Annotated in this window: 9 protein-coding genes; all 9 read left to right on the top strand. The window is 45.1% G+C overall.

Annotated elements, in window-relative coordinates; genetic code table 11:
- Positions 1-169 precede the first annotated feature (169 nt).
- The 9 genes from MFF31_RS18940 to MFF31_RS18900 all read left to right on the top strand — a co-directional run bounded on the left by MFF31_RS18940 (position 170) and on the right by MFF31_RS18900 (position 12,602).
- Positions 170-739, top strand: coding sequence for an outer spore coat protein CotE (locus tag MFF31_RS18940; RefSeq protein WP_238190003.1), 570 nt, complete (start codon positions 170-172; stop codon positions 737-739).
- Between the two features lie 141 nt (positions 740-880).
- Positions 881-2,347, top strand: coding sequence for a putative amidoligase domain-containing protein (locus tag MFF31_RS18935; protein WP_238190001.1), 1,467 nt, complete (start codon positions 881-883; stop codon positions 2,345-2,347).
- 111 nt (positions 2,348-2,458) lie between these two features.
- A complete protein-coding gene (mutS, locus tag MFF31_RS18930; protein WP_238189999.1) occupies positions 2,459-5,173 on the top strand; it encodes a DNA mismatch repair protein MutS in 2,715 nt (904 codons plus the stop codon).
- A 30-nt stretch (positions 5,174-5,203) separates the two neighbouring features.
- Complete coding sequence (gene mutL, locus MFF31_RS18925; RefSeq protein WP_238189997.1) at positions 5,204-7,258, top strand: DNA mismatch repair endonuclease MutL; 2,055 nt, start codon at positions 5,204-5,206, stop codon at positions 7,256-7,258.
- Positions 7,255-8,040: a class I SAM-dependent methyltransferase gene (locus MFF31_RS18920; RefSeq protein ID WP_238189995.1), complete on the top strand. Its 786-nt coding sequence runs from the start codon at positions 7,255-7,257 to the stop codon at positions 8,038-8,040. Before mutL ends, MFF31_RS18920 begins: the two co-directional genes overlap by 4 nt.
- On the top strand, positions 8,024-9,040 hold the full coding sequence (miaA, locus tag MFF31_RS18915; RefSeq protein ID WP_375541331.1) for a tRNA (adenosine(37)-N6)-dimethylallyltransferase MiaA: 1,017 nt from the start codon (positions 8,024-8,026) through the stop codon (positions 9,038-9,040). Before MFF31_RS18920 ends, miaA begins: the two co-directional genes overlap by 17 nt.
- Before the next feature lie 17 nt (positions 9,041-9,057).
- Positions 9,058-9,303, top strand: a complete 246-nt coding sequence (gene hfq, locus MFF31_RS18910) for an RNA chaperone Hfq (RefSeq protein WP_238189993.1) — start codon at positions 9,058-9,060, stop codon at positions 9,301-9,303.
- A gap of 149 nt (positions 9,304-9,452) precedes the next feature.
- Positions 9,453-11,912 carry a transglycosylase domain-containing protein gene (locus MFF31_RS18905; RefSeq protein ID WP_238189991.1) on the top strand — a complete coding sequence of 820 codons (2,460 nt, stop codon included), beginning with the start codon at positions 9,453-9,455 and terminating at the stop codon, positions 11,910-11,912.
- Between the two features lie 33 nt (positions 11,913-11,945).
- Positions 11,946-12,602 carry a peptidylprolyl isomerase gene (locus tag MFF31_RS18900; protein WP_375541330.1) on the top strand — a complete coding sequence of 219 codons (657 nt, stop codon included), beginning with the start codon at positions 11,946-11,948 and terminating at the stop codon, positions 12,600-12,602.
- The last annotated feature ends 41 nt before the right edge of the window (positions 12,603-12,643 follow it).

Raw genomic sequence — 12,643 nt, 5'->3', positions numbered from 1 at the left:
TGAGCGAGCTGAATATATATGATGTACAGGGTGATTGCACAGAACAGTTAGGAAAGAAGAATATCAGAGGCATGTAAAATAAATTTGTTTGATTAGACACGTTTAATCAACAAACGCCTATGATCTGCATACACTTTAAATGAATGATTGTATGGAGGAGGTTAAATCAATGACTATTGCAGATAAACAGCTCCAGTGCAGAGAAATCATTACGAAAGCTGTCTGCGGAAAGGGTCGTAAGTTTTCCACTGTAACCCATACCGTTACACCGCCTCATCATCCGACCAGTATACTGGGCGCGTGGATTATCAACCATCAGTATGAAGCGGTTCGTTCGGGCGACGGTATTGAGGTAATCGGTACTTACGATATCAACATTTGGTATTCGTACAACAAAAATTCGCAAACAGAAGTAGCCAAAGAATCCGTACAATTCGTAGAAAACGTACCACTCTCGTATGTAGATCCTAAACATAGGTCTTCCACGGAGGAAGTTTCCGCGGAAGTGCTCCAGGAGCCGAACTGTATCGAAGCGAATATCTCTTCGAATGGCGCTAGCGTCATCGTTCGAGTGGAGCGCGAGTTCGCAGTTGAGATGATCGCCGAGACGAAGGTATGTGTAGCTGTCATTCCAGGTGGTTGCAGCGACCTGGATGACAAAGATTTGGACTTTAGCCTCGGCGATGACGATGGTGATTATGAAGATCTAGATCCTGATCTATTAGACGACGAATTGTAACATCTCCGCTTCTGGTACGGATAACGTAGTATATGCCGTTCATATGGCAAATTCGAGGGCGAAAGCCCTCCTTTTTTTTGGAAATATGCGCTGTTCGATTAGGGCAGGCATCTCAAGTAGAACGGGAAGAGGCGGATGGAAATGGCTTCGACGTGGTTATGGCGTGGCAGCGAAGATGAGCTTATTCAAATCAAAATGAAAAACGAGATAAGTTCGGGAATCATGAAACCCATTCATACTGTCGAGTCAGTTCATCCTAACCTCAAAAAACAATCAAATTGTTCACCACTTATTGGTGATGCGGTCATCGTAGATTCAGCACTTCATCCAATCAATGGTAGCAAATATGAAAATGTATGGATATTGAACGAAGGAGCGCATGCAGCTGTTCGATCTAATGATGAGGAAAGGCGAAGATTATGGAAGCGTGCGGGTATTGGCAGCAGTTTTAGAGCACTGGCAGGCGAACGCATCTATCGTGTAACAGTTGTTAATCTGGAGCCTTATTCGATTGTTAGAATGGATAGAAATGGCTACGAGGTAGTGGGTGAAGAGCTTCGCTTTCGAGAAAATAGTGCAGAATCGATGTTGCCAATTGACAAGTGGCCGCTTGATGCCTCACTTCGCAGAGTTGTTCGGACAGCGGTAAGGTCGCTTTATACGCTAGGCCTTGATATTGGAGAGGCCGTTATCGCACTAGGGGGCGATGGGCATGTAGCTGTCAGAGACGCATGGCCATTACTGCGCGACAAGGGGCAGGGAGCAGCGGCTATAGAGCGATTCGCGGTCTGGTATTCGGCAGCGAGCGCTCAGATGGCGGATCGGAGGCGCATTCTAATCGGCGCCGATCCTGAGTTTGTTCTGCTAATGCCGAGTGGCAAAGTTGCCCCGGCATCACGCTTCTTCGGCGATGGCGCCTACGGTGCAGCGGGCGCCGACGCCATGCTTGTAGGGCGACGGCTGCTCTATCCCGTCGCCGAACTGCGGCCCGCGCCGGCCGAAACGCCGGCCGCGCTTGCCGCTAACGTGCGGCGGCTGCTCGCGCGCGCCGCAACTAAGATCAGCGACCCCACGCTGCGCTGGGTCGCTGGAGCAATGCCCGTGCCGGGGCTTGCGCTCGGCGGGCACATTCACCTAAGCGGAGCGCCGCTTACCGGGCGCTTGCTCCGCATGCTCGATAGCTGCGCGGCATACCCGCTCGCGCTAGTGGAGGACCCCGCCGGGCGGGGGCGACGTCCCCGTTATGGAGCTCTCGGGGACTTTCGCCCGCAGCCGCATGGCGGGTTCGAGTATCGAACGCTGCCGAGTTGGCTCGTGTCTCCGGCAGCGGCCAAAGCAGCCTTCGCGCTTGCACTGCTCTGCGCGCGCGAGGCGCTGCGAATACCGAGCATACCGGCTCAAGAGGAGCGGTACGCAGCAGCCTATTACAGCGGCGATCGCACGGAGCTCGCCGCTTGCCTTGATGCAGTCGCGTCGACGATCTCTGCGACTGAGAGCTACGCCGCACTTGCGGCGTATATCGAGCCGCTTTTTGAAGCTGCGCGGCGCGGCAAAACATGGGATGAAAGTGCCGACATACGAACGAAATGGCGGCTTCCGATTGTATAGGTTATAGCGTACATCTGTTCCGCTTGTTATAATGGAGATCTGATGTTTGCGCGATATGGGCATTGTCTGCTGAGGCATGTCTTTAATCTATATTATTCAGGAGGAACGTGAATGGCCGGTTACACTCCGATGATCCAACAATATTTATTAGTAAAAGAAGGAGCGAAGGACGCTTTTTTATTTTTCCGTCTGGGCGATTTTTATGAGATGTTTTTTGAAGATGCGATCAACGCATCCCGTGAGCTAGAAATAACGTTGACCGGAAGAGAAGGTGGCGGCGACGGAAAAATTCCGATGTGCGGCATCCCTTATCACTCCGCAGAAAACTATATTAGCAGATTAATTGATAAAGGCTATAAAGTAGCGATCTGTGAGCAAGTCGAAGATCCGTCCACAGCAAAAGGTATTGTGCGCCGTGAAATCGTTCGAATCATTACTCCAGGAACGGTTATGGAGTCGAAGTCGCTTGAAAGCAATTCGAATAACTTTATTGCAGCAACTACAAATGTCGGTGGAATGCTCGGTATCGCCGCTTGTGATTTGTCGACGGGTGAGTTGTATGTTACTTCATTTCCTGAGCAGCTAGAAGCATTAATCGACGAGCTTAATGTGTATTCACCTTCCGAAGTTGTAGGTGATCAATTGCTGCTAGACAAAATTAGCGGCTCATCGATTTGGAATAGACAATTACCGCTTACTGCCAGAGCGCCGATCTCACGAGAGGGGCTGCTCGTACAATTTGACGCTAGTGAGCTGGATCGATTGTCCGATGCAAGACTTCAAGCAGTAAGCATATTGACAGGCTATTTGGAAGAAACGCAGAAGCGGTCACTTTCACATGTTAGAACGATCAGAGCTTATGAGCCTAATCAATTTATGATTTTAGATCATTACACGAGACGCAATTTGGAGCTTACGGAAACTGTTCGTGATCGAAGCAAAAAGGGATCGTTGCTCTGGTTATTAGATCGGACAGGCACTTCAATGGGTGCGAGGCTGCTCCGTCGTTGGATAGATAAACCGCTTTTGAGCAGCGCTGCAATCGGGAAACGACTTGATGCGGTAGAGTCACTTTACCGTGATTTAATATTGCGTGAAGATATTCGTTCGGAATTAGGTCCGATATACGATTTGGAACGCCTTGTAGGTAGAGTTGCATACGGCAATGCGAATGGTCGCGATCTCAATGCGCTTAAGCTGTCGCTTCGACGTATTCCTGCATTGACTGAGCTATGCGTGAGATCGGGTTCCGACGTACTTCGTGAACTCATTGAAGGCATTGACAATTGTTCAGATATTGCAGATATGATCGATACGGTTGTAGTTGAAGAGCCGCCTATTTCTATTCGTGAAGGCGGACTTATTCGAGGCGGCTATGATGATTACTTAGACCAGCTGCGTGAAGCAAGCACAAATGGGAAGAAGTGGCTCGCTGAGCTGGAGCGTCAAGAACGTGAAGCTACGGGCATCAAATCATTAAAAATTGGGTTTAACAAAGTATTTGGATACTATTTAGAAGTATCCAAGGCGAACATTTCTATGTTGCCAGAGGGCAGATATGAGCGTAAGCAAACTCTTACTAATGCAGAACGCTACGTTACTCCTGAGCTGAAAGAAAAGGAACGTCTTATACTGGAAGCAGAAGATAAGATGGTTGATCTGGAATACGCCAGATTCATTGAACTACGTGATCATATTGCGCTACATCTTCATCGTCTGCAGCAAGCTGCTGCAATTATTGCTGAGCTGGATGTATATCAGTCCCTTGCAACAGTTAGTGCTGAACGTAGATTCAATAGACCACAAGTGGAAGAAGGCTTTAATTTATGTGTTACAGAGGGACGTCATCCAGTCGTTGAAGCGATGCTGGAAGGAACACCTTTTATCGCCAATGATACATTGTTATCACAAGAGGACAATCGCATTTTACTTATAACTGGGCCGAATATGGCTGGTAAAAGTACTTATATGCGCCAAGTAGCGCTAGTTAGTGTCATGGCACAAATAGGTTGCTTCGTTCCTGCTAAATTTGCAGTTATTCCGCTAGTTGATCGAATTTTCACTCGCATCGGAGCGGCTGATGATTTAATTGGTGGCCAAAGTACGTTTATGGTCGAGATGAAAGACATTCAAGTCATGACAGAAAAGGCTACAGCTAATAGTCTAGTCATTATCGATGAGCTTGGTAGAGGGACATCGACTGGAGAAGGGATGGCTATCGCACAAGCGGTCATTGAATATGTCCATCACCATATCGGCTGCAAAGCGTTAGTATCCACTCATTTCCATGAGTTGGCACATCTGGATCAATCCTTGTCATCACTAACTAATGCTCGTATGGCAGTAGAGGAAAGTGGAGATGACGTTACGTTTCTAAGGAAGTTAGTAGCAGGTGCGGCAAGTACAAGTTATGGTATCTATTGTGCACAGCTTGCTGGTCTTCCTCAGTCTATTATTGGACGAGCTTACGAATTATTGGATGAAACGGAATTGAGTTCTGGAGAAGTTGGGATTAACAATTCCAGAGATAAAGAAGTTGAATATGTTCAGCGTGAAGTTACTCGAACGGAACAACCTACTACTTCTAACAATGAAGCGGAAGGTTCAAACCTTGTAGCAGAGTCTAGAACTAACCTTCAAGCAGCTATTGTTCAATTGTCGATGTTTGAAGAGCCGGCAGCAGCATCTGAAGTGACGAAGCTTAAGAAAGTAAATCCTAAAGCTGAACAGCTGGCAGAGGAACTTAGGAAGTTGGATCTGTTTAATATTACGCCTATGATGGCTATGCAATGGTTAAATGAAATGAAGAGCAAGCTGCGGGATTAAAGGTGACTTAGCGAAGGGAGGCGATCCGAAGTGGCGAAGATCAAAGTGTTGGACGAGCAACTTGCGAACCAGATTGCTGCTGGAGAAGTTGTAGAGCGGCCATCCTCCGTCGTCAAGGAGCTCGTTGAAAATGCGGTTGATGCTGGCAGTACGACTGTTGATGTAACGATTGAAGAGGGTGGTCTCACGCTCATTAGAGTAATTGACAATGGAGGGGGCATTGAGGCCTCTGATATTATGACTGCGTTCCAAAGACATGCAACGAGCAAAATCTCTGCAAGTGGCGACTTATTCAGAATATCAAGTCTCGGCTTTAGAGGTGAGGCGCTTCCCAGTATTGCTGCCGTATCACGGCTGCAATGTATTTCAGCAGACACCAATACCGGGCTTGCACGCCGACTTCTAATTGAAGGTGGTTCGATAACAGCTGACGAGCCAGCGAACGCTCCTCAAGGTACGGATATGAGCGTTAGAGATTTATTTTATAATACACCCGCACGGTTGAAATATATGAAGTCCATTCAAACTGAACTTGGACATATATCAGACTTTATTAACCGATTAGCACTTGCTCATCCTGGCATTGCTTTTACACTAAAGCATAATGGAAACACACTGCTTCGTACGCTAGGAACAGGTGATCGATTGCAAGTCATCGCTGCGATATACGGCACGAGTACAGCGAAGGTGATGCTTCCAGTGTCTGCTTCTGATGCCGATTATGAGTTGACGGGTTACATTTCTAAACCAGAGCTAACTAGAGCGAACAGGAACGGGATAACAGTAGTTGTCAATGGACGATATATTAGAAGTCATGCGGTGAATCAATCTCTGCTGCAAGCCTTCCATACTCTTTTGCCAATCAATCGTTATCCGCTAGCTGTTCTGGAAATTGGTATGCATCCATCACTGCTTGATGTAAACGTACATCCATCTAAGATGGAGGTCCGATTTAGTAAAGAAGCTGAGCTGCGAAGTTTGATCGAACGTGCTGTAAAGGATGTTTTGGGGGCACAGCGTCATATCCCGGGACCAGGAACGAATGGCAGACAAGAACGCTCGAAGCCGGCATTTGTTCAAGATGCAATATCGTTCCACATTGGGGATCGTGATCAGCAAGCTTCAACGAACGAGTTAAGTTCTAATGCTTCTGAAATTAATTCTGGAGCTTTTTCTAAATTAGCAGCTGCAACTGAAGGTCCTCAATCAGATATGATTCAGAGAAGTTCTACAGAGGGCCGATCAAGTGGCTACTCACCTTCGTATGGTTCACAAGCTAATTACCGGGAATATGTTCCGAAGGCGGCGACTGAGAAGCTTTATGCGCCTTACAACAGTTCAATTAAAGCTCCGACTGAAAGTCAGAATATTGAATGGACAGTTCGTGAATCGATTCAATCTAGTAGTGAGAACCGGGTGTCGGTTGAAGATCATACAACGGTTACAATGGACCAAGATCGTGTTGAGCATCAAGAGAAAGCAGGGCTAGCAACTCCTAGCTTCCCAGAGCTTCACTGGATCGGGCAGCATCATGGTACTTATATTGTAGCGCAAGCTGAAGACGGACTTTATTTAATCGATCAGCACGCTGCACATGAACGAATTAATTATGAATACTATCTTCATAAATTTGGGAATCCTGTTGCTGCGAGTCAGCAATTGCTTGTCCCTTTAACTCTTGAATTTACTGCTGGTGATGCAGCACAGCTTCGTGAATTAACCGAACTGTTTGGCGAGGCTGGAGTTGAAATTGAGCCTTTTGGTGCTCAAACCTTTCTCGTTCGCTCTTACCCAGAATGGATGCCAAAAGGAGAAGAGCAGTCACTTCTTGAAGAGATGGCTGAATTGCTCATAACTGAGCGAAAGTCCATCAACATTACGAAGCTACGAGAGAAAGCTGCAATTATGTGTTCGTGCAAAGCATCCATCAAAGCAAATGATCGCTTGTCGCGTGAAGAAGGAGATTCGTTGCTTGCCAGATTATCTCGTTGCGACCAACCATACACTTGTCCACATGGCAGACCAATAATTGTCCATCTTTCAACGTATCAACTAGAAAAAATGTTTAAGCGGGTGATGTCTTGATCATTACGACAGCTCCGCGTCCATCGGAGCGAATAAACGAGCAAGTCCGTAAGCTTGCGGCTGAATTGTCTGCAAAGGCAATACCACGGAGGAACGCGTCTATTCAAAAGTTATTGGATATGAGCGATGATAATCGCGTCATTATTGCAACGGAGAAGGAGGTTCGGTTTTATGACAATGCAAACGAACCACCTCTTTATTTCCATCCTAGTATGGCCTATGTGCGAGTGAAGCGGCTTCGTCGCGGGGAAACGGACCCATTGATCGAACTTTCAGGTTGCAGCATTGGTGATCATATCATTGATTGCACAGCAGGCATGGCAGCAGACTCTTTAGTATTTTCATACGCTGTAGGCGAGCAAGGACGTGTAGAAGCACTAGAAAGTGAGCCGATTTTGTGTGCACTAGTGAGGGAAGGACTTGCTTCTTATGAGTCTGGATTGCCTGATGTAGATGCTGCTATGAAGCGTATTCATTTAAGCTGCAAAAATCATGCTCATTATTTGGCTAATTTACCGAACAAGAGCGCTGATATCGTTTATTTTGACCCTATGTTCAGACAGCCGATCATGGAGTCATCTGCGATAAGTGCATTTCGGACAATTGCCAATATGGATGCTTTGAGCGCTGAAGTTGTGGAACATGCGGTTAGAGTTGCCAGGAAAACGGTTGTTATTAAAGAAAATCAAAGAAGCGGCGAATTTGAGCGACTAGGCTTTAAGCGGACGCATGCGAATACGTCGAAGATAGCATATGGAGTGATACATGTTGGATCAGCATAATGAAATAGCTGGAGAACGAGCAAAGGGAATCTCATTACGCAAGCAACCGCTGCTTGTACTAATTGGACCAACTGCAGTTGGCAAAACAGCTCTAAGTCTTAACCTAGCAAAAACATGGGATGCAGAAATAATATCCGGTGATTCCATGCAAGTTTATAAGGGTATGGATATTGGTACAGCCAAGATAGGTGAAAATGAGCGGGATAACATTCCGCATCATCTTATCGATATATGTGAACCCGAAGCAGCTTATTCAGCAGCAGATTTCCAGACAGGTGCAACAGAAGCGATTCGAGATATTGCCGCCAGAGGAAAGTTGCCCTTTATTGTGGGCGGTACAGGTCTTTATGTAGAGTCTCTTTGTTACAACTTTCAATTTGCTGAAAATGGTTCTGACGAAGCTTTCCGTGCCGAAATGGAAGCATATGCGCTAGAGCATGGTGCAGAAGCTCTTCATGCGAAACTAGCTGCAATTGATCCACCAGCAGCGGAACGACTCCATCCAAACGATCAGCGGAGAGTTATACGTGCACTTGAAGTTCATCATATGACGGGGCAAACCTTTTCTGAGCAACAGGCAGGACAGAAAAAAGAATCTCCGTACGAACTATGTATCATCGGACTTACGATGGATAGAGCAGAGCTTTATAGAAGAATTGAGCTACGCATCGATCTTATGTTACAAGAAGGATTGGTAGCTGAAGTAGAGCAGTTGTTAAAACATGATCTAGCTCCTAATTCAGTACCTATGCAAGCGCTTGGTTATAAGGAGATTGCAGCCTATTTGCGTGGAGAATGCAGCTATGAAGCGGCTGTTGAGCGTTTGAAAAGGGACACAAGAAGATTTGCGAAGCGTCAACTATCTTGGTTCCGACATATGAAAGATATTCATTGGTTCGATACTTCAGAAAATTTTCACAACAATTTAAGTGCAATTCATGGTATAATAGCAGGAAAGTTTCAAGATCATCTTGAATATACTTCTAATCAATCTTTTTAAGACGGGGGTTACGTCCAATGAACAAATCAATCAATATTCAAGATACGTTCCTGAATCAGTTGCGCAAGGATAACATACCGGTTACCGTTTTTTTGATGAATGGGTTTCAGATTCGAGGCGTAATTAAAGCATTTGATAATTTTACAATCATTATTGATAGTGAAGGACGTCAGCAAATGGTGTACAAGCACGCCATTTCCACGTTCGTACCACAACGAAATGTATCGCTAATGCAACCGGACAACAACCCGTCTGAGGGCTAGTTACGTATTACTTGTGAAACTTTCTTATAGCGTCGTTCGTTTAACTAGATAGCGGTACGCAAGAGCAACCCGCTCTGAGCGGGTTGCTCTTGTTATTTCGTGGAAATGCTAGTAGAAACGATGCAAGGAAATGCAGGAGGGGATTCATCATGGCAGAACGGCCTAAGAGAAAGACAACAACAACACAAACGAAGAAAAAAAGACGTATATCAGGTAAGGCATGGTTTTATGGAATATTTTTTACAGTGGTAATCGGAATCGTTTGCGGGATTATTGGGTACTTGCTCATTATTCTTAATGGAGAAAGAATTCTTGAAGAACATGGTGGCAAGCTCGAATTCGGTGAAGCATCCATCATTTACGATGCTGAGGGTGAGGAAATCTCCAGATTGTATGATGTTATGGATCACCGTGAGGTTGCGGAATTTTCAGAAATTCCGGAGAATATGCGTAATGCGATTGTAGCAACAGAGGATCAGCGTTTCTACACACACTCAGGACTTGATTTCTGGGCAATTGGACGAGCAGTCGTTAAGGACGTAATTGCAAGAAGCGCGGTAGAGGGCGGAAGTACCATTACTCAGCAGTTAGCCAAAAACGTATTTTTGACTGCGGATAAAACCTTTTTCCGTAAAGCGACTGAAGCTTCCATCGCAGTTGCACTGGAACAACAACTATCCAAAGAAGAAATATTGACGATGTATTTAAATAGAATTTATTTTGGTAAAGGTATTCATGGAGTTAAGGCTGCTGCCGATTATTATTTTGGGGTGGAATTAAATGAGTTGGAGTTATGGCAGGCTGCAACACTTGCTGCAATGCCGAAAGCTCCAAATCGATACAATCCGATTAACAATCCTGACGATTCACTGAATCGCAGAACAGTAGTACTTCAGCTTATGTATGATCAGAAGTATATTACAGCCGCAGAGATGGAAGAAGCGAAAGCTGTCGTTTATGAGGAACCTACTAAACGTGATGAATTCAAAAACGGTAATTACCATGCATTTGTTGACTTTGTCATCGAAGAGGCGATGAAGATGACGAAGAAGACTGAAGAAGAGCTACGCATAGGTGGTTACCACATCTATACAACGTTAAGTAAGCAAGCGCAGAATGCGATGGATGAACAATTTAATAATCCAGACAATTTTGAAGTTAGTGTGGATGAACAAATTGTTCAAGGAGCTATGGTTATTATTGATCATAGAACAGGCGAGATTAAGGCGCTTTCGGGTGGACGCGATTATGCGAAGAAGGGCTGGAATCGTGTTGAACAGCCAAGACAACCAGGATCAGCAATTAAACCCATCGTGTCATTTGGTCCAGCTCTAGAAACAGGTAAATTTTTCCCATGGACGATTCTAGCGAATGACCAGAAATGTTATTCCAATTATTGTCCGAGAGATAGGTGGGGAGCAACGCCAGTATCGATGACGCAAGCGATGAAAGATTCTCGAAACCTTGCAGCTGTTTGGCTGCTTAATGAGGTTGGCGTGAAGCAATCCACTGAGTTTGCGGAGAAGCTTGGACTTAAATTTCAAAAAGAAGATCGTAATTTAGCGATGGCACTTGGTGGTCTAACTCGTGGTTCCTCGCCACTACAAATGGCTACAGCCTACAGTATAATGGCTAACGGTGGAAAGTCTGTAGATCCGCATACGATCACAAAGATTAAGGGAAAAAAAGATGAGTTTATTTATAAAGCACCTAAGTCGGAACAACTAATGTCACCAGATACAGCATGGTATTTGACCGAGATGATGCAAGCTGTTGTTGAAAAAGGTGGTACTGGTACACGAGCTAATTTTGGTCGCCCGATTGCGGGTAAAACAGGTACAACGCAACATGGTATTCAAGGGTATAAAGGTAAAGGAATAAAAGATGCATGGTTTGTTGGTTATACACCGGAGTGGACGGCAGCCGTATGGATGGGCTACGATAAAACGGATGTAAAACATGTGCTTAAGAGAGGCGGATCTGACGCTGCAGCACTTTTTGCAAAAGTAATGAAGCCAGCTATGCAAGGTGTTGATAAGGATAGCTTTAAACGTCCTAAAGGAGCGAAGGAAGATAAGCCGCTTGCTAAAGTTTCTAATGTTCTAGCTACCTATATTCCTGAGGAATCTAAAGCTCAAATAAGTTGGGATCCTCTAGATGAACCAAATATGACTTATGAAGTTTTCCGTAAAGGCAGCGGGGAAGCTGAATTTAGTCGATATGCAGAAGCAGGAACATTAACTATTGTCGATGATTTCACTGTTTTCCCGGGAATGACCTATGAATATTATGTTGTTGCAATTGATACATCCAGTGGAACGAAGAGGGATAAATCAGGTATTGCCAAACTTGTTATTCCTGAAGTTCCAATTGAATCGCCTATACCGACTGAACCCACAGAAACAATACCACCAACTGATCCTAGTGGTGAGGTGACACCAACTGATGGAGGGATTCCGACTCCTGAAACATCATTACCGCCTTTAGAAACAGAGCAGCCGGGTACGGGAGAAGTCGAAGGTGGTGAAGTGCCTGAAGTACCTGCTGGATCATTTGTCCCTCAATCGACAAGTGAAAGCGGCGAAGAAAGCATCGGAATAGGAAACTAAGGTCTATTAATCTGCTGTGCAATAGATAGGTGGTTGAAGAAGTTGAAGCTTTACGTAAAACGATATCGTGCGACATTGTTTGTTATGGTAATCATCCTTCTACTCGCAGGGTGCGGGTCGAAGGATGCAATACCTGCAAGTTTGGACGGGCAGTCAAAAGGCGCAATTAAGCTTATGAGTTGGGATAAAACGCCAGAGATGTCGATTGATCTGAACAAGCAGTATAAGGCTAATGTAGAGACGAGCAAAGGAAGCTTTGTGATTGAGCTTTATGCAAATGAGGCACCAGTTACAGTAAACAACTTTGTATTTCTAGCGCAAGAAGGTTTTTACGAAGGGATAACATTTCATTCGATTATCGAATCCTTTATGATTCAAACAGGTGACCCTACAGGAAACGGAACTGGTAATGCAGGGTATCGTATACCAGATGAGCTTGAAACAGATAGGGACTATGAAGAAGGAATTGTGGCGATGTTTAATACAGGATCGCCTAATTCAGGCAGCAGTCAATTTTTTATTTGTACAGGTCCAGATGCTGAAAATTTAAACAGACAACCAAATTATTCAATTTTCGGTAAAGTAATAGCTGGAATGGATACTGTTCGTAAGATTTCGGTTACACCAGTTGTAAATGGAGTACCATCTGAGCAAGTTACAATTGTATCAATTAGCATTGAAGAGAAGTAAATAATTGTACGGGTTTAAGAGGCAGTTCTTCGGACAGTATT

The sequence above is a fragment of the Paenibacillus sp. L3-i20 genome (assembly GCF_022180385.2).
In the GTDB taxonomy this organism is placed as follows: domain Bacteria; phylum Bacillota; class Bacilli; order Paenibacillales; family Paenibacillaceae; genus Pristimantibacillus.
Note: the sequence above shows the minus strand (reverse complement) of the source record. Positions and strands in the feature narration are given on the sequence as shown.